Source organism: Psychrobacter cryohalolentis K5, assembly GCF_000013905.1.
Taxonomy (GTDB): Bacteria; Pseudomonadota; Gammaproteobacteria; order Pseudomonadales; family Moraxellaceae; genus Psychrobacter; species Psychrobacter cryohalolentis.
Genome location: NC_007969.1, coordinates 124,424 through 144,386 on the forward strand (window position 1 = coordinate 124,424; position 19,963 = coordinate 144,386).

Consider the following 19,963-nt stretch of genomic DNA (forward strand, 5'->3'; position numbering starts at 1 on the left):
TTACTTTATTCGTCTTGTGTGGTGCTCAGTGTATTTGGCAGACGATTGCTAAATCATAAGTAACTACCAGACATAACCGCAAAAAGGATGCCCGCTGTGAAAAGCAACCGACCTATTGATCTGCCCCTCAGCCAAGTGATTAGTGTTAATCGATCACCGATTGCGATTGCTTCAATCTTGCATCGTATCTCTGGCATCATTTTATTTTTACTTATTCCAGTCATGCTGTGGTTATTGCAGAATTCTTTGGCATCGCCTGAGAGTTTTGAAACCGTTTTTGACAATGTTTTAGTGCGCTTTTTGGCATGGATTTTCGTCGCCGCCATCGCTTATCACTTTGTGATGGGTATGAAGCATTTATTTGCTGATATGGGCATGAATGAAGAGCTGAAATCTGGCCGTGCCGCCTCTATGATCAGCTTTGTAATTGCAGCGATATTAATAGTCGCGTCATTTGTATGGGTGATGTTCTAATGAAAAACGATTCAGGAATAAAAAGCGCAACCAGTCTAACCGGCTCAGGCTCCCGTGATTGGATTGTCCAACGTATCAGTGCGGTGGTCTTAGCAGTTTATAGTGTGGTGCTATTGGGCTTCTTTTTAACCCATGGCGATGTGAGCTACACGGAATGGTCTAATTTTATGACCAGCTTACCGATGCGTCTATTTAGCTTAGTAGCAGTTCTAGCCCTTGCGGGTCATGCATGGATTGGCATGTGGACCGTATTCACAGACTATATCACTACCGGTAAATTGGGCGCGAGCGCAGCTGGCCTACGCTTGGTCTTACAGACATTAATGATTATTGCCGTTTTTGTATTTTTATTCTGGGGCATCATGATTTTTTGGGGTAACGGCTTCGGTGTCGCTGCTGTTTAACGCTCAGATAGATATGCACATTTTAGTAAGTGGTTGAAGGCGGCTTAGATACCCAGTTATATACAATTACATCATCCATATCCGTGCTTTGAGTCGATGATTCAGCTCGGAGTGTATGACTGGTTAAGCAGTCCTTGTATTTACTTCGCAAGTATTAACAGGCATTAGGAAAACCGTAATGGCAACTAGACAAGACAATACCATTAGCAATATCAAAACCCTAAACTATGACGCGGTCATCGTTGGTGGTGGTGGTTCAGGTATGCGTGCATCATTGCACTTAGCTGAAGCCGGCATGAAGGTTGCAGTCTTAACCAAAGTATTCCCAACCCGCTCGCACACTGTTGCAGCTCAGGGCGGTATCGGTGCAAGTCTCGGTAACATGAGCAACGATAACTGGCATTTCCACTTTTATGATACCGTTAAAGGGTCAGACTGGTTGGGTGACCAAGACGCGATTGAGTACATGTGCCGTGAAGCGCCAAAAGTAGTATATGAGCTTGAGCACATGGGCATGCCGTTTGACCGTAATGAAGATGGCACAATTTATCAGCGCCCATTTGGTGGTCATACCTCAAACTATGGCGAAAAAGCCGTACAACGTGCGTGTGCTGCTGCTGACCGTACCGGTCACGCGCTACTGCATACTCTATATCAAAAAAACCTGCAGCAAGGTACTGAATTCTTTATTGAGTGGATTGCCCTTGATTTGATCAAAGATGAAGCCGGCAACATCAATGGCGTCATCGCTATTGAGCAAGAAACTGGTACTGTTGCGGTATTCCAGTCACCAATCACTGTGTTAGCGACAGGCGGCGCAGGTCGTATCTTTGCTGCCTCTACCAACGCTTATATTAATACTGGTGACGGTATTGGCATGGCGGTTCGTGCTGGTATTCCACTACAAGACATGGAATTTTGGCAGTTCCACCCAACCGGCGTTCATGGTGCCGGCGTACTATTGACCGAAGGTTGCCGCGGTGAAGGCGCTATCTTACGTAATAAAGATGGCGAAGCCTTTATGGAGCGTTATGCTCCAACCGTAAAAGACTTGGCACCACGTGATTTAGTATCACGCTCTATGGACCAAGAAATCAAAGAAGGCCGTGGTTGTGGTCCAAATGCTGACCATATCGTGATGGATATGACCCATTTAGGTGTTGAAACCATCATGAAGCGTCTGCCATCAGTATTCGAGATTGGTAAGAACTTTGCCAACGTCGATATCACGAAAGAGCCAATTCCTGTTATTCCAACCATTCATTATATGATGGGCGGTATTCCAACCACGATTCATGGTCAAGTGATTGTACCGGATCTAGAAGCAGGTACGGATGAAGATGGTCTATATGCAAAAGGCAACGTGGTTAAAGGTCTATATGCAATTGGCGAATGTGCGTGCGTCAGTGTTCACGGTGCCAACCGTTTAGGTACCAACTCATTGCTTGATTTATTGGTATTTGGTCGCGCTGCAGGTAAGCACATCGTCGATGAATTCCATCATGCGGATCATAACTATAAGCCACTTGATCCTCGCGTCCTTGATTACACAGTCGGTCGTTTAGACAAGCTGCAACAGTCAACTTCAGGCTACAATGCGCAAGACGTTGCCGATGAGATTCGTGCAACTATGCAAACGCATGCCAGTGTATTCCGTACACAAGCGATGATGGATGAAGGCGTTGCAAAAATCCTAGCGCTAGGCGAGAAGATTGATCAGATTCATTTGGCTGATAAATCACAAGTCTTTAACACTGCTCGTATTGAAGCCTTTGAAGTGGGCAATCTTTACGAAGTAGCAAAAGCGACGATGATATCAGCGGCCCAGCGTCATGAAAGCCGCGGCGCGCACAGTGTCTCTGACTATGATCGTCCTGAAGATGATGAATACGCACCAAACGGTCGTAACGATAATGATTGGATGAAGCATACCTTATGGTATTCTGAAGGCAATAAGATTATCTATAAGCCGGTTCGTAAAATTCCATTAACGGTTGATTATATCGAGCCAAAGGTTCGTGTCTACTAAGTCAGACGCCTTGCGCCTGATGTGTATAGACAGCATAAACGTTTTATCCTTTATTCATTTATTAAAAAGGTGACCGCCAGCTACAAGCTCATGCCAGCGCCCTATTAATCAGTATTTGATCATTCTTGTCAGTACAGATTAATAGCCAGCGCGACTATGTTGCAATCCTTGTATGCCCGCCATCACCGACGTGTGGAGTTTAGCATTATGAGCCGAGGTACTCGCACCATCGAAATCTATCGCTACGATCCTGATCTGGACGCAGCGCCGCGTATGCAAACTTATACGATTGAGCTACTAGACTCAGATCGTATGTTGCTTGACGTGTTATTACGCCTAAAGAAGGAAGATGAAACTCTTACCTTCCGTCGCTCGTGCCGTGAAGGCATCTGTGGCTCTGATGGCATGAATATTAATGGTAAAAATGGTCTAGCATGTTTGATCAACATGAATACTTTGCCAGAAAAAGTAACCGTTCGCCCGTTACCAGGTTTGCCAGTGGTTCGTGATTTGGTCGTCGATATGAACCAATTCTACGAGCAGTACGAAAAAGTACATCCATTCTTAATTAATGATCAGCCAGCGCCTGCGACTGAGCGCTTGCAGTCGCCTGAGCAACGTGACAAGTTAAATGGTTTATATGAATGTATCTTATGTGCCTGCTGTTCAACCAGCTGCCCATCATTCTGGTGGAATCCTGATAAGTTCTTAGGACCATCAGCACTACTGCATGCTGATCGTTTTGTTTCTGACAGCCGTGATAGTGATACGCGCGCGCGTCTGGCTCGTTTAGACGATCCATTCAGCTTATTTCGTTGCCGCGGTATCATGAACTGCGTATCAGTATGTCCAAAAGGCTTGAATCCAACCAAAGCTATCGGTCATCTGCGTAATTTGTTGCTTGATCAAGCAGGTTAATATACCTTTTAGCCTCAATTAGCTTTATAATAGCGCTATAAAAAACACCACCTGAGATAAGGTGGTGTTTTTTATTCGTTAAAATAAGCAAAACAATAGCGTAAAGTCACCATGCCTGTTAAGTCGTCTTAGAACAATATTTGAATTTGCATCAGAATAATGATGACAAGTAAGGCCATGCTAACAATACGTTGCTTATATGTAAGACAACCTGTTATCTGCTCCATCTGCCTATATAATCATAAGTAGTAATGGCTAAGCATAAAAAATGCATGGTTATTATAAGATTATAGGGGTGAATGACGATGATAGAAGGTATATAATACTGAGGTTAAAACGGATGCATAGCAGTGATGTGTGAATATGCAGGAAGTCAATCACCTATGAATTGCGTAAGGTGATAATAGATATTCATTGTGTAAATACTTAGTATTGAACAAACAAACTATGGCTGCAATTGTTGCCATGTTACGCTATACGGCAGTGTATCATTTGTCAAATAGTCATTGCAGAGCTACAATAGTCAAGTTATTCAGCAGAAATGGCTTGTAAATGAGCCAGCTGAACAAAAAAAATGCTATAAATAACAATTTAGTTATAACTTGTAGCATTATATATAAATTAATGTTTTGCGACGAGCGACATAAGAAAACTGAACGTTCACAAATAATTTGAATGGTGTTCTATGTTGATTGTTCATTGTTAAAAAGCTATTTATTCAATAGCTGAGCCGCCTGTATACAACAGATTTCACAATAATAAGCACGATTCCATTCATTTATCTATCAAATAGACGATTATTATGAATAGTATAACTAAAGAAGCAGCGAGCGTAGATCAAACAGAGTTGGCCGCTGATAACGCCAATTATATTGATATTCTCTACGAGCAATACCTAGAAGATCCTAATAGTGTTGGCAGCGATTGGCAAACGTATTTTGAACAATACAAATCGCCAAATGATGCGCCGCATAACGCCATTAAAGACCAGTTTTTATTATTAGCGCGTAATCAGACGGCTAATAAGGTCAGCACCGACACCAGTAGCGCGACTACTAGTCATAGCAACAATGTTGGTGACAATAAGCAAATGGGCGTACAGCAGCTCATCTCAGCTTACCGTCGTCGCGGTCATCGCCGAGCGCAGTTAGATCCATTAAGTCTACACCCACGTGCGGAAGTAGAGGATTTGACCCTTGCCTATCACAATCTTTCTGACGCGGATCTAGATACGGTATTTCCTACTAATGATCTAAATATCGGTAAAAATGAAGCACCGTTACGTGAAATCATTGAAATCATGGAGCGCGTCTATTGCCGTTATATCGGTACAGAATATATGCACGTGACCACCAGCACAGAAAAGCGCTGGATGGAAAAATATCTAGAAACCAATCTAGGTCATATCTCTTTTGATACAGAAAAACGTTTGTCTATTCTTGAGCGTTTGACGGCAGCAGAAGGCTTAGAAAAATATCTTGCTCGTAAATATACGGGTGTGAAGCGTTTTGGTCTGGAAGGCGGAGAGAGCTTTATTCCAGCGATCAATGAAATCATCCAACGTGCTGGCGGTTATGGTACAAAAGAGATGGTCATTGGTATGGCTCACCGTGGGCGTTTAAACTTATTGGTAAATATCTTGGGTAAAAACCCTGCTGATTTATTTGATGAGTTCGATGGCAAAGTTCAGCCAGAAAAAGGCTCAGGTGATGTGAAATACCACAATGGTTTTTCATCGAACGTGATGACACCAGGTGGGGAAGCGCATTTAGCGTTGGCATTTAACCCGTCACATCTTGAAATCGTTGCGCCAGTATTACAAGGCTCAGTACGTGCACGTCAAGTACGTCGTAACGATCAGCCACTTCATGAAAATAAGACGGGCAATTCAGTATTGCCAATCGTCATTCATGGTGATGCAGCGTTTGCTGGTCAAGGCGTGGTACAAGAGACATTCCAGATGTCACAAACCCGTGCGTATACGACGGGCGGCACCATCCATATTGTGATTAATAACCAAGTTGGTTTTACCACCAGCCGTCAAGAAGATGCACGCTCAACTGAATACTGTACTGATGTGGCAAAAATGGTTCATGCGCCAATTTTGCATGTCAACGGTGATGATCCTGAGTCTGTGGTATTTGCCGCGCAATTGGCGTTAGATTATCGTCATGAGTTTGACAAAGACATCATCATAGATCTTTTCTGCTATCGCCGTAACGGTCATAATGAGGCGGACGAGCCTTCAGCGACTCAGCCACTCATGTATGCAGTGATCAAAAAGCTACCAACGACTCGTACTATTTACGCAAAACAGTTAATCGAAGAAGGTTTGCTGAGTAAAGAAGATGAAACACGTTTAGAAGATGAGTATCGTGAATCATTAGATCGCGGTGAATATGTTGCCAATTCATTAGTAAACGAGCCTAACGAGCAGCTATTTGTCGATTGGAAACCTTACTTGGGTCACGATTTGGTTGATGATTGGGATACCAGTGTCGACATCGAAGTGTTGAAAGGCTATGGTCGCCGCATGGCACAAATGCCTGAAGGTTACAAGCTACAGCGTCAAGTACAAAAAGTGGTCGAGCAGCGCTTAGCAATGCAAACTGGCGAAGAGCCTTTGAACTGGGGTGCAGCTGAGACATTGGCATACGCATCACTGGTCGATAACGATAAAGTGCTCGTACGTATTACTGGTGAAGATGTAGGACGTGGTACGTTCTCACATCGTCATAGTGAGCTATATAATATTGAAGATGGCAGCATGTATGTGCCACTTGCTCACCTGAGTGAAGATCAAGCACGCTTTGCCACTTATAACTCATTGTTATCAGAAGAAGCGGTACTAGCTTTTGAATATGGTTATGCGACTACGGTGCCAAATGCATTGGTTGTTTGGGAAGCGCAGTTCGGTGATTTTGTTAACGGTGCTCAAGTAGTTATCGATCAGTTTATCGCCAGTGGCGAGACCAAATGGCAGCGCGTTTGCGGCTTAACCATGTTATTGCCGCATGGCTTCGAAGGTCAAGGTCCTGAGCATTCATCAGCCCGTCTTGAACGCTTCTTGCAGCTATGTGCTGAAGACAACATGCAAGTCATCACACCAACGACGCCTGCACAGATTTATCATGCGCTACGTCGTCAAGCGGTTCGCCCGATTCGTAAACCGTTAATCGTGATGTCGCCAAAAAGCTTGCTACGTCATAAGCTTGCGACTTCTCAATTAGAAGAATTGGCAAATGGTAAGTTTGAAACGGTATTGCCAGAGATGGATCAGCAAAATCCGGACAACGTGACTCGTATGGTGCTATGTGGCGGTAAAGTTTATTATGACTTGCTTGAGCAGCGCCGTGCATTAGGTTTAGACCATGTAGCAATCGTTCGTATTGAGCAGCTCTATCCTTTACCAGAAAAACGCTTAATTGCTGAAATTGAAAAATACAGCAACTTAAAAGAAATCGTTTGGACGCAAGAGGAGCCGTTGAATCAAGGGGCTTGGTATTACTTAGCACCGCATATGTTCCGCATTGTTGTACCGCATCCAACCAGAGCAAAAGTCATGGAGCCAGTTGCACGTCCTGCCAGTGCAGCGCCTGCGACAGGATCAGCAAAATTACACGTTAAGCAACAACAAGATTTAATCGCTGGTGGTCTTGGTATCAGTGTAGATGAGCTGTCTATTTAATAGCTTATCTAAATAACAGATTGTATGTAATCAATGAATCAGGCGATGACAGTCAGTACCCAGTGAGACAATTTAAATATCACATTTTAAATGGCACTGACTGCCTATCACGACTTAATTATAAATAGTAATATCCAAATCTAAGGAGTATATCGATGGCTGAAATTAAAGCCCCCGTTTTTCCAGAATCGGTTGCCGATGGTACAATCGTTGAATGGCATGTCACTGAAGGTCAGCAAGTAAACCGTGATGACCTATTAGCTGAAATCGAAACTGATAAAGTTGTATTAGAAGTGGTCGCGCCTGATAACGGTGTTGTAACCCGAATCGTTAAGCAAGTAGATGATACCGTATTGTCTGATGAGCTGATTGCCGAATTTGAAGCTGGTGCTAGCGCCAGTGCTGAAGCTGCTCCTGCCGTTGATCCAGATCAACCAGCTGCGCCAGTACAACCTAAGCAAGCAACAGATGGCGGCGAGCCAGTACAAGCGTCTGCTGAATCTGATCATAAAGATCAAAGCCCTGCGGTTCGTAAAGCAGCCAAAGAGTCTGGCGTAGATCCTAAAAACGTCGAAGGTAGTGGTCGCGGCGGTCGTGTGACCAAAACTGACATGTCAAACCCAACGTTAAAAGCGGATAGCTCAATCACTTCTGATAGTGGTCGTCCTGTTGCTGAAGCAGTTGGCGAGCGTACTGAAAAACGCGTACCAATGACACGTCTACGTAAAACAATCGCGAATCGTCTACTAGCTGCTTCTCAAGAAACGGCAATGTTAACGACGTTTAACGAAGTCAACATGAAACCGTTGATGGACATGCGTACTAAGTATAAAGATCAGTTCGAAAAGCGTCATGGTACACGTTTAGGCTTTATGTCGTTATTCGTAAAAGCGGCGACTGAAGCCCTAAAACGTTATCCAGCTGTGAACGCGTCATTAGACGGTGATGATATCGTTTATCATGGTTACTATGACATCGGTGTTGCCGTATCTTCTAACCGTGGTCTAGTCGTACCAGTACTGCGTGATACTGATCGCATGAGCATGGCAGATGTTGAAGCCAAGATTCGTGAGTTTGGTGGTAAAGCACAAGAAGGTAAACTTGGTCTAGAAGACATGGTTGGCGGTACATTTACCATCTCAAACGGTGGTGTATTTGGTTCACTGATGTCAACACCTATCTTGAACCCACCACAAACTGCTATCTTGGGTATGCATGCTATCAATGACCGTCCTATGGCAGTTAATGGTGAAGTTAAAATCTTGCCAATGATGTATCTTGCACTGTCTTATGACCATCGTATGATTGATGGTAAAGAAGCGGTACAATTCTTAGTAACACTGAAAGAATTGGTTGAAGACCCTACTATGCTACTTTTAGATCTTTAAGTTTTTAGGCTTGTATCAGTAATGACTGATACAAGCTTTTTAGCTTTGTATAGATTATCTTTTAATGCCTTTTAGCTTTTTCAGTTCTATCTTATGAGCAATGAGCTAAGCATACTCAGCAACTATCTTTATCGTCTTTTTAAACGCATCTATTATCTAGCATTTAGATATCGTATTGGTTATCGAATGGATAAGTCGATGGTTTACTAACGAGATAAAATTGGTTTATATGATACCTAACATTAAACTAAAATTAAAATAGGAACGTATTATGAAAGACAGTTACGATTTAGTCGTCATCGGCGGCGGACCTGGTGGTTATGAAGCAGCAATCCGTGCAGGACAGCTTGGCATGAGCGTCGCTTGTATCGAAAAACGCGTTTATAAAGGCGAGCCTGCACTTGGCGGTACTTGCTTAAACGTCGGTTGTATCCCATCAAAAGCATTGCTTGATAGCTCACATCGCTATGAAGCGACTAAGCACGACCTTAATGAGCATGGTATTACTACTGGTGATGTTGCTATCGATATCGAGCAAATGATTGCTCGTAAAGAAGGCATCGTTAAGCAGTTGACTGGCGGTGTTGCTGCGTTATTGAAAGGTAATGGAGTTGACTGGCTACAAGGCTGGGGCACATTAGAAGATGGTAAAGGTACTGATAAAAAAGTTAAATTTACCGCTCTTGCTGATGAAGCAGAAACGACTATCACTGCTAAAAACGTGATTCTTGCAGCTGGTTCAGTGCCGATTGATATTCCAGTTGCCAGAACTGACGGCGATCGTATCGTTGATTCTACTGGCGCGCTTGACTTTACTGCTGTACCTAAGCGTTTAGGCGTAATCGGTGCCGGTGTTATCGGTCTTGAGCTTGGTTCAGTATGGCGTCGTCTAGGTGCAGAAGTTGTCGTATATGAAGCACTACCTAGCTTCTTGGCCGCTGCTGACAAAGACATCGCTAAAGAAGCGGGCAAAATGCTGAAAAAGCAAGGTCTTGATATTCGTGTCGATACCAAAGTGACCAATGCTGAAGTGCAAGGCGATCAAGTCATCGTTACTAGTGAAACCAAAGGCGAATCTAGTGAAGAGAGCTTTGATAAGCTGATCGTTTGTGTCGGTCGCCGTGCTTATTCTGAAAAATTACTTGGCGAAGACAGTGGTATTCAATTGACCGAACGCGGTTTGATTGATGTCAATGATCAGTGCAAAACCAATCTTGATGGCGTTTATGCTATCGGTGATTTGGTACGCGGTCCTATGCTTGCGCATAAAGCCATGGAAGAAGGCATGATGGCTGTTGAGCGTATTCATGGCGAAAAAGCTCAAGTTAACTACGACACTATTATCAACGTCATCTATACGCATCCAGAAATCGCATGGGTTGGTTTGACAGAGCAAGAAGCAGAAGTCGCAGGTTATGAAGTCAAAACAGGTTCATTTAACCTAGCTGCAAACGGTCGCGCTCTTGCTCAAAGTGAAGCTCAAGGTTCTATCAAAGTCGTTGCTGATGCCAAAACAGACCGTTTATTAGGCATGCATGCGATTTCTGCTGGTGCAGGCGATATCGTCCATCAAGGTATGATTGCGATGGAATTTGTATCAAGCATCGAAGATTTGCAGTTGATGACGTTTGCGCATCCAACGATCTCTGAAGCCGTTCATGAAGCAGCATTGTCTGCGGATGGTCGTGCCATTCACGCGATTCAGCGTAAAAAACGTAAATAATTTTAACGGCTAAAAATATTTGTATAAAGATATTTTAAGTGTTTTAAATGGTTATTAGATGATGGCATGACCATCGCATTGTTCGAATAGCTATTTTGAATGCTGCGTTGGTCTAACATACAGTAGAGCATTCTACGATGTATGAGTTTTCATTTTTTATTAATGGTAAAAATAAAGGATTCAATCAATGAATTTACATGAGTATCAAGCAAAAGAGCTATTGAAAAGCTACGGCTTGCCAATTCAAGAAGGCATCATTGCTTACAGTGGCGACGAAGCAGCGGCAGCTTTTGACAAAACCCCAACTGATATCGCAGTCATCAAAGCGCAGGTTCATGCTGGTGGTCGCGGTAAAGCGGGCGGCGTGAAACTGGTTAAGACTCGTGAAGAAGCGAAGCAAGTGACTGATGAGCTTATCGGTAAAAACCTTGTAACGTATCAAACCGATGCCGCTGGTCAACCAGTGAATTTCGTTTTGGTTGCAGAAGATATGTATCCAGTGCAAACCGAGCTATATCTTGGCGCTGTTGTTGACCGCTCTTCACGTCGCGTGACGTTTATGGCATCAACGGAAGGCGGTGTTGAGATTGAGAAAGTTGCAGAAGAAACGCCAGAGAAAATCTTTAAAGTAAATATTGATCCATTGGTTGGTTTATTGCCATTCCAAGCGCGTGAAGTCGCGTTTAAATTGGGTCTTGAAGGCAAGCAAATCAATCAATTCGTTAAATTGATGTCTGGTGCTTATCAAGCATTCGTTGAAAACGACATTGATTTACTTGAAATCAACCCATTAGCGGTTCGCGAAAATGGCGAGATCGTTTGTGTTGATGGCAAAATTGGTATTGACTCAAACGCTTTATATCGTTTGCCTAAGATTGCTGCGCTACAAGACAAATCACAAGAAAATGAGCGTGAGCTTAAAGCGGCTGAGTTTGATCTAAACTATGTTGCCCTAGAAGGCAATATCGGTTGTATGGTAAACGGTGCTGGTCTTGCAATGGCTACGATGGACATCATCAAATTGTACGGCGGCAAGCCTGCTAACTTCTTGGACGTTGGCGGCGGTGCAACTAAAGATCGCGTTGTTGAAGCCTTCAAGATCATTCTTGAAGACAGCAGCGTTGAAGGTGTTCTGATCAACATCTTCGGTGGTATCGTACGTTGTGACATGATTGCAGAAGCTATTATCGCTGCGATCAAAGAAGTTGACGTCAAAGTACCAGTTGTTGTCCGTTTAGAGGGTAACAATGCTGAGCTTGGCGCACAAATTCTAGAAGAATCTGGTCTGAAATTGATCTCAGCTCAAGGTTTATCAGACGCCGCTCAAAAAATTGTTGACGCTGTTAAAGCTTAATTGCTCAAGAGTATAAGGCGTTTGCTGTTATTCTACCGACGTTAACATTTAACGTGGCAGGATAGGCAAGCGCCTACCAGACAACCGCATACAAGGATAAGATAATGAGTGTATTAATTGATAAAGACACCAAAGTATTGGTGCAAGGTTTTACCGGTAAAAATGGTACGTTCCACTCAGAACAAGCCATCGAATATGGTACAAAAGTTGTTGGCGGCGTAACCCCAGGTAAAGGCGGTCAAACGCACCTAGGTTTGCCAGTATTCAACACCATGTCTGAAGCAATGGCAGCCACCCAAGCAGACGCTTCTGTTATCTATGTACCAGCTCCTTTTGTACTAGATTCTATCATCGAAGCAATTGATGCTGGTGTGAAGCTAATTGTTGTGATCACTGAAGGTGTACCAACGCTTGATATGCTTAAAGCCAAACGCTACCTTGAAACAGCAGGCGATGTACGTCTAATCGGTCCTAACTGCCCAGGCGTTATCACCCCAGGTCAGTGCAAAATCGGCATCATGCCAGGTCATATCCATTTGCCAGGTAAAGTGGGTATCATCTCACGCTCTGGTACTTTAACTTATGAAGCCGTTGCTCAAACCACTAAGCTTGGTTTTGGTCAATCAACCTGTATCGGTATCGGTGGTGATCCGATCCCTGGTATGAACCAGATTGATGCGCTTAAATTGTTCCAAGAAGATCCACAAACTGAAGCAATTATCTTAATCGGTGAAATTGGTGGTACTGCTGAAGAAGAAGCAGCCGCTTATATCAAAGACCATGTAACTAAGCCAGTTGTTGGTTATATTGCTGGTGTAACTGCTCCTGAAGGTAAGCGTATGGGTCATGCCGGCGCTATCATCTCTGGCGGTCAAGGTACAGCTGAAGATAAATTTAAAGCGTTTGAAGCGGCAGGTATTGCTTACACGCGTGACCCATCAAAATTGGGCGAGAAGCTAAAAGAAGTGACAGGTTGGTAGTATCAGTAGCTAACTGACTGTTAATACTCAAATGACGTTGAAAAATAATGAAGGCACCCCTACAATGGGGTGTCTTTTTTTGTTTGAAAATTGCTTTGGATATCAATATGGAAAATTATAAAAATAAAATATTAGTGACTGGAGGCGCAGGATATATCGGTTCACATACTTGTATTGCACTGCATGAAGCAGGCTACGAGGTGGTGATATATGACAATTTATCTAACAGCAGTTTTGAGGCAGTAAATCGTGTTTCTAGCCTTATTGGGCAGCCTATCGACTTTATCGAAGGCGACATTCGTGATGCTGATTCACTCAGGCAAGTATTTGTCGCCCATCGATTTTTTGGCGTGATTCATTTTGCTGGCTTAAAAGCGGTGGGCGAATCTGTCGCTAAACCCTTGATGTATTATGATAATAATGTGAGTGGTACGATTACCTTACTTAAAATCATGGCTGAATATGAGGTTAAAAAACTAGTCTTTTCTTCATCAGCTACGGTCTATGGTGATCCTGAAATTCTGCCCATTAATGAAGACTCTCCACGCTCCTGTACCAATCCTTATGGACAGAGTAAGCTTACGGTTGAGCATGTTCTAGAAGATTTAGCGCTATCAGATAACAGCTGGAGCCTTATTCCTTTGAGGTATTTTAATCCTGTTGGCGCGCACCCATCTGGACAAATTGGCGAAGATCCCAATGATATTCCAAATAATTTAATGCCATATATCTCACAAGTCGCGGTCGGCAAGCTTGATAAATTAAGCATTTTTGGCGATGACTATGCTACGGTAGATGGTACGGGTGTGCGTGACTTTATACATGTAACTGACCTCGCACAAGGTCATGTCGCCGCGCTCAATTATCTAAAGCAGCAAAAGCAAAGCTTAGGTTTTCTTCCGATCAATTTAGGATCAGGTAAGGGAACGTCTGTATTAGAGTTAGTTAGAGCGTTTTCTGCCGTATCAGCTAAAGATATTCCTTTTCAGTTTGTTGGGCGACGAGCTGGTGATATTGCCAGTTGCTATGCTAGTGCTGATAAAGCACAAGAGTTATTAGGATGGAAGGCAAGCTTATCTATTACTGATATGTGTCAAGATACATGGCGTTGGCAAAGCATAAATCCAAATGGTTATAACTCAATATAAGTATTATAGAAAACAAACCCTTATCCATTCTTATTAAGTATGTATTAATCCTTATGAAAAAAATTACTCACGCGGTGATACCCGTTGCAGGCTTTGGTACTCGTATGTTGCCATTGTCTAAATCCGTACCTAAAGAGCTATTGCCGCTTGGTAAACGTCCTGCCATCCATTATGTGGTGGCAGAAGCTATTGCTGCCGGTATTAAGCACATTGTCTTGGTTGGTCATGCACAAAAAAGTGCTATTGAAAATTACTTTGATCTCAATGCCGAGCTTGACAATCAATTGCGTGTTAAAGGTAAGAACGAGCTAGCAGACAGCTTAAACTGGCTACCAGATGATGTAACTATATCGATGATACGTCAGGGTCAGCCATTGGGTTTAGGTCATGCGGTGCTTGCCGCACGCCCAATCATTGGTAAGCATGATTTTGCAGTACTGCTGCCAGATGTGGTGCTTGATCCTTTTAATGGTGATATGTCTGCTGACAATTTGGCGTTTATGATTGACGCTTTTTCTGTAGATAACCATTCGCAAATATTGGTCGATAAAGTAACCGATGAAGACGTACATAAATACGGTATCGCTCAATTAAGTGAAGCGCTTATGGATGAGGGCGATATAGATGATAAAACAGATAAGAATGTCAGTTTTAAAGTGGCAGGTTTTGTAGAAAAGCCAAATCTCTCTGATGCGCCATCCAGACTCGCTGTGGTTGGTCGTTATGTCTTTAGTCATCATATTTTTGATTATCTGGCGAATACCCAAGCCTCAGTTGGCGGAGAAATTCAACTGACGGATGCTATTGATGCGCTTATCAGTGAGTATGGTGTCAATGTCACGACCATGCGTGGTAACAGTTATGATGCTGGCGATATGCGCTCTTATATGCAAGCCTTTATATATTTCGCTCAGCAGCAACTAGCCGATGAAGAGTAGTTAATGAACGATACAAAAGACAATAAAGTCTATAGCAGTGCCCGCCATTCTAAATATTGGCAGAAGCTGAAGGCAGCAGCTGAGTCGAAGTGGTCATTAGCTGCCTTGTTTGCACAAGATAATACGCGTACCCAACGTTTTAGTGCTCAAAGTGGGGCGCTGTATATGGACTACAGCAAGCAATGTTTAGATGATACTGTGCTAGAAAGTTTATTAAATCTGGCAAATAGTTGTGAATTGTCTGCTCGTATTCAGGCCTTGCTACAAGGGGCGATGGTGAATACCAGTGAAGAACGTGCCGCTTTGCATACTGCACTACGATTGCCCACCACAGCAAATTTACAACTTGATAATCAAGATGTAGTCGCTGATGTCCATCAAAGTTTGGGGCAAGTTGAACGCTTATCGGAGCGTGTACGCAGTGGGACATGGCGCGGGTTTTCAGGTAAAGCGATTACAGATGTTGTTAATATCGGTGTAGGGGGTTCTGACTTAGGGCCACTGATGGCAACCACTGCCCTTGATGAGTGGGCAGATACCTGTGTTGAGGTCCATTTCGTCTCCAATATGGATGGCACGCAGCTGGATAATTTGCTAAAACATCTGAATCCTGAAACCACTTTATTTATTATCTCATCTAAATCTTTTGGTACCATTGATACCTTATCCAATGCCAAAACGGCACTATCATGGCTGCTTGCAACCGCAAAGCTGCGTGCGGGCACTGAAGACAGTGTATTACGTCGTCATTTCATCGGTATCTCGGCCAATAGTGAAAAAATGAGTGCTTGGGGTATTCATCCTGAGCACCAGTTGCAGCTTTGGGAATGGGTAGGGGGCCGTTTTTCTTTATGGTCAGCGATTGGTCTTGCCATAGCTATTCGTATCGGTATGTCTGGGTTTAAAGAGCTGTTGGCAGGCGCGCATAGTATGGATGAGCATTTTGCGCAGGCGGATTTTGCAGAAAACTTACCGGTATTATTGGGCTTAATCGCAGTTTGGAATAGCACCTTTTTGCAGGTAAATGCTCATACTGTGCTGCCTTATGATGGGCGCTTAAGCTATTTACCCAGTTATTTAACTCAGCTAGAGATGGAAAGTAATGGTAAATCGGTGACCCAGCATGGTGATCGTATTGATTATGATACCTGTCCTATTCTTTGGGGTGAAATTGGTTCTAATGCCCAACATGCTTTTTATCAGCTGCTACATCAAGGAACGCAGCAAGTCTCTTGTGATTTTATCGCTTGTGTACGTCGCTACAGTGATAAGGCAAAAAATACGCCACTACAACAGCAGCATGAACTGTCTTTAGCCAATTGTTTGGCTCAAAGCCGTGTACTGGCTTTTGGTAATGCTGCTATCGCTGAAACGGATAGTCAAATTGCTTGTGATGCTGATAAATATAAATACTACCGAGGCAACCAGCCTTCTACAACCTTGCTGATTGATGAACTTACTCCGCATAGCTTAGGGGCGTTAATCGCGCTTTATGAGCATAAGGTTTATGTTATGGCTAGTATCTGGGATATCAATCCATTTGATCAATGGGGCGTTGAGATGGGTAAGCAGATGGCAGAGTCCGTTCATGATGCGATGCAGCAAGAGGGTAACGCACCATTCGATACCTCAACCAATCAGCTGTTAAAACATATCAAACAGCTTTCTTGAGAGCGCTGCTATATTAATAACGACTAAAGGTACACTCATGAGCGCCGAGACTATGGATAAAAACATGCCCCAATCTGAATCCAATTCGTTTAGCGATTTGGCAAAAGAATCTGCTGTCTGTGTACTTATTGGTCATAGTATTGAGGCGGTGACCAGTGCTGTCGTACTGGCAAGTCTTGGTCAGCAAGTGCATTTATACGCAGACCAAGAGATATTGGCGCAGCAGCTACATCAATATGGCTTTGAGCATCATTTGCAGGCACTATGGCAAATGTATACGCAGCAACAGCATATTGTTAGTTATGAGCTGCCTAATAACGCTGATAGGCTTATACAGCTTTATGAAGTAGCAGATCATAGCAATACGAAAGCTATCGAAGAGCAGCAAAAGGTAAATCAACCAAAATCAGTAATCCTATATTGGTTGTTTTTAGACAGTGTAGATTCGGTATGGGTAGAGGATGATTGGATTACCGCCTTTAATCATAGTCAACAGCAGACACAACCGTTCATGATGAGTGGCATTAAGCCGCTTGGCACTATAGATGCATTGTCTCAGCGCTTAAAGCGTGCTTGGGTCTATTATCTACCGTTCGTTTTCTTAAAAGATGGTGATGCTTATAGCTCGATGTTAAATCCGTCACTATGGCTACTCGGTGAAAAAACCTCTAATAGTCGTCATCATTTGGGTATGCTACAGCCATTAATGCAGCATGCGCGTGCTACTCATTATGCCAATATCGCGACTATCGAATTTGCTCGTAGTAGCATCATGGCGATGCTCGCAACGCGGGTCAGTTTCATGAATGAGATGTCGCGCTTGGCGGATAGTCAACAAGTCGATATCCAGCAAGTCAGCCATATCATGGGGCTTGATGAGCGCGTGGGCAGTAGCTACTTGCAGGCGGGCTGGGGATTTGGTGGTAATACGCTACCGACAGAATTGCTTCAGCTACAGCAATCAAGTCAAGCACAGAGCTTGGCCATGCCGCTATTACAATCGGTTATCCATATTAATGAAGACCAAAAAGAGCTAATATTCCGCAAGTTTTGGCAATATTTTGATGGTTTTATCGATAATAAAACGGTCATGATTTGGGGCGGCAGTTATAAAGCCGGCTCAGGACGGACGGCAGAGTCGGCGATTCATCCTTTATTGGCATTATTGTGGTCTTATAATATTCGCACGCTGGTCTATAGTGATAAAGCGCAAACGGAGCTAGCAGCGCTTTATAAGCAGCAGCCATTACTGGAGTTAATAAATAATCCTTATCAAAAGCTTAATGAGGCGCAGGCAATTTTTATTATCAGCTGGTTGCAAGAGAACCGACTAGATATTGCTAAGCTTAATGAGCAAGCGATGCCCGTATTCGATGCGCAAAATGCCTTGTCACGAACGCAGATAGATGGTCTAGTCGGCGACTATATGGGGATTGGTCGCGCTAAATAAGCGCTTTCTATCAAGTATAAAATAAGCTCAGTAGACAAACAGTTGTTAGATTAAAGCTAAATAAAAGCGCCGATTAATATAAAAATTAATCGGCGCTTTTTTTATCTTTATAAGTTTAGAATGTCTTTATTTAGCATTGCAGCTATTGAAGTTAAGCAGGTACAGCACCTTTACTGGCAAGCCATTGTTGAATCTCCTGGGTCTTGGTCTGTAGTAAATCTTCATCACCGCGACTTTCAATATTTAACCGAACTAATGGTTCAGTATTTGAGGCGCGTAAGTTAAAACGCCATTCGCCAAAGTTTAAACTCAAACCATCGAGCATCGATTTGGTTGGGTTTTCGGTACTAAACTTTTCTTCGATAGCGCTAATAATCGTCTGCGCATCATGCGTGGTCAGATGAAAGTTCATCTCGCCTGAGCTTGGATAGGCTGCAATATAACCACTGACCAATTCTGACAAGGTTTTACCGGTAATCGATAATAGCTCAATGGTCAGCAGCCAAGGAATCATACCGCTATCGCAGTAGAAAAAATCGCGAAAATAATGATGCGCTGACATCTCGCCACCATAAACCGCACCAGAATCACGCATCACCTGCTTGATAAATGAGTGCCCAGATTTACTAATAACCGCCTTACCGTTATGCTCATGGATGACGGCTTCGGTGTTATAAATCACCCGTGGATCATAAACAATCGACTCGCCTGCATACTTATTTAAAAAGGCTTGCGCCAGCATCCCAACGACATAGCTACCATCGATAAATTCGCCGTATTCATCGAATAAAAAGCAGCGGTCAAAATCGCCATCAAAGGCAATCCCAAGGTCGGCTTTATTTTCTAACACCGCTTGCTGGGTGGCGGTTCTATTAGCCAAAATCATCGGATTAGGGATGCCATTTGGAAAACTACCGTCAGGGGCATGATGCAGTTTAATGACTTCAATCGGTGCGCCAGCTTGTGCTAACTTTTCGATTAATAAATCAACCACGGGACCGGCGCTGCCATTGCCTGAATTAATAACCAGTTTAAGTGGTTTTAATTTGTCAGTATCGATGAAAGTCATCACATGATTGATATAGGCGCTTTTATCCGTCAGTAATTGTAGGTTGCCTAAGGTGTTAGCAGTGGTAAATTGCCCCGATTCCGCCAACGCTTGAATCTCTGCCAAACCATCATCGGCGCTAATCGGTTTTGAGTGCTCTTTGACCAATTTTAAGCCATTATAATTAATCGGATTATGACTGGCAGTGACTTCGATACCGCCCAACGCTTGATAGTAGCTGGTGGCAAAATACACCTCTTCTGTACCTGTCATTCCCAAGTCGATAACATCGACGCCAGCATCTAGCATGCCTTTGATAGTCGCTTGTTTTAACTGTTCACTTGAATGGCGAATATCGCTACCAATAACGATAGCTGATTTTAAGTTTTTCAGTTCAGCGGTAGCATCATTATCGGCACTGTTATAACGCTCGAATAAAATTTGGGCAAAGGCACGGCCGATACGGTAGGCGATAGCTTCATCGAGATTGACACCAAGCTCGCCGCGGATATCGTAAGCTTTAAATGAATCAATGTTAATCGGTGCGAACTGGGTTTGAGTCGCATAGCTGGCATTATTCGTATCGGATGTGGGCATAACGATAAAATCCTTGCGTTTAAGCAGTGAGATGATAATTAAGTAGGTTACACAATTATAAGCTAATCAGTGTTCAATGCTACACTAACGACAAAATCGTTATAAACTTAATAGGGTTCTATTGAATAACCAATAAAAATATAAGAGTGTTTT

The 19,963-nt window shown here is 43.2% G+C and carries 14 protein-coding genes; 13 read left to right on the forward strand and 1 reads right to left on the reverse strand.

What is annotated here, in order from left to right:
- Positions 1-87: 87 nt before the first annotated feature.
- The 13 genes from sdhC (at position 88) to PCRYO_RS00610 (ending at position 18,165) form a co-directional block, all read left to right on the forward strand.
- Entirely contained in the window at positions 88-474 is a 387-nt protein-coding gene (gene sdhC / locus PCRYO_RS00550; protein ID WP_011512482.1) for a succinate dehydrogenase, cytochrome b556 subunit, read from the forward strand.
- A 17-nt stretch (positions 475-491) separates the two neighbouring features.
- Positions 492-878: a succinate dehydrogenase, hydrophobic membrane anchor protein gene (sdhD, locus tag PCRYO_RS00555; protein ID WP_041753314.1), complete on the forward strand. Its 387-nt coding sequence runs from the start codon at positions 492-494 to the stop codon at positions 876-878.
- Between the two features lie 178 nt (positions 879-1,056).
- The gene (gene sdhA, locus PCRYO_RS00560; RefSeq protein ID WP_011512484.1) at positions 1,057-2,907 is read left to right on the forward strand and encodes a succinate dehydrogenase flavoprotein subunit; all 1,851 of its coding nucleotides are present in this window, start codon (positions 1,057-1,059) and stop codon (positions 2,905-2,907) included.
- A 207-nt stretch (positions 2,908-3,114) separates the two neighbouring features.
- Complete coding sequence (locus PCRYO_RS00565) at positions 3,115-3,825, forward strand: succinate dehydrogenase iron-sulfur subunit (RefSeq protein ID WP_011512485.1); 711 nt, start codon at positions 3,115-3,117, stop codon at positions 3,823-3,825.
- Between the two features lie 802 nt (positions 3,826-4,627).
- Entirely contained in the window at positions 4,628-7,513 is a 2,886-nt protein-coding gene (locus tag PCRYO_RS00570; RefSeq protein WP_011512486.1) for a 2-oxoglutarate dehydrogenase E1 component, read from the forward strand.
- 155 nt (positions 7,514-7,668) lie between these two features.
- The gene (odhB, locus tag PCRYO_RS00575) at positions 7,669-8,901 is read left to right on the forward strand and encodes a 2-oxoglutarate dehydrogenase complex dihydrolipoyllysine-residue succinyltransferase (RefSeq protein ID WP_011512487.1); all 1,233 of its coding nucleotides are present in this window, start codon (positions 7,669-7,671) and stop codon (positions 8,899-8,901) included.
- A gap of 271 nt (positions 8,902-9,172) precedes the next feature.
- Positions 9,173-10,624, forward strand: coding sequence for a dihydrolipoyl dehydrogenase (lpdA, locus tag PCRYO_RS00580; RefSeq protein WP_011512488.1), 1,452 nt, complete (start codon positions 9,173-9,175; stop codon positions 10,622-10,624).
- A gap of 187 nt (positions 10,625-10,811) precedes the next feature.
- Positions 10,812-11,978, forward strand: a complete 1,167-nt coding sequence (sucC, locus tag PCRYO_RS00585) for an ADP-forming succinate--CoA ligase subunit beta (protein ID WP_011512489.1) — start codon at positions 10,812-10,814, stop codon at positions 11,976-11,978.
- A gap of 104 nt (positions 11,979-12,082) precedes the next feature.
- Positions 12,083-12,958 (forward strand): succinate--CoA ligase subunit alpha, encoded by an 876-nt coding sequence (gene sucD / locus PCRYO_RS00590; RefSeq protein ID WP_011512490.1) that lies wholly within the window; start codon positions 12,083-12,085, stop codon positions 12,956-12,958.
- 107 nt (positions 12,959-13,065) lie between these two features.
- Positions 13,066-14,106, forward strand: coding sequence for a UDP-glucose 4-epimerase GalE (gene galE, locus PCRYO_RS00595; RefSeq protein ID WP_041752904.1), 1,041 nt, complete (start codon positions 13,066-13,068; stop codon positions 14,104-14,106).
- Positions 14,107-14,159: 53 nt separating this feature from the next.
- Positions 14,160-15,044, forward strand: coding sequence for a UTP--glucose-1-phosphate uridylyltransferase (locus PCRYO_RS00600; RefSeq protein ID WP_011512492.1), 885 nt, complete (start codon positions 14,160-14,162; stop codon positions 15,042-15,044).
- Positions 15,045-15,047: 3 nt separating this feature from the next.
- Positions 15,048-16,715 carry a glucose-6-phosphate isomerase gene (gene pgi, locus PCRYO_RS00605; protein ID WP_011512493.1) on the forward strand — a complete coding sequence of 556 codons (1,668 nt, stop codon included), beginning with the start codon at positions 15,048-15,050 and terminating at the stop codon, positions 16,713-16,715.
- Positions 16,716-16,752: 37 nt separating this feature from the next.
- Positions 16,753-18,165: a UDP-glucose 6-dehydrogenase gene (locus PCRYO_RS00610; RefSeq protein ID WP_011512494.1), complete on the forward strand. Its 1,413-nt coding sequence runs from the start codon at positions 16,753-16,755 to the stop codon at positions 18,163-18,165.
- Between the two features lie 151 nt (positions 18,166-18,316).
- Here the strand turns inward: PCRYO_RS00610 and PCRYO_RS00615 are convergent, their stop codons facing one another.
- Entirely contained in the window at positions 18,317-19,810 is a 1,494-nt protein-coding gene (locus PCRYO_RS00615; protein ID WP_011512495.1) for a phosphomannomutase/phosphoglucomutase, read from the reverse strand.
- Positions 19,811-19,963: the final 153 nt, after the last annotated feature.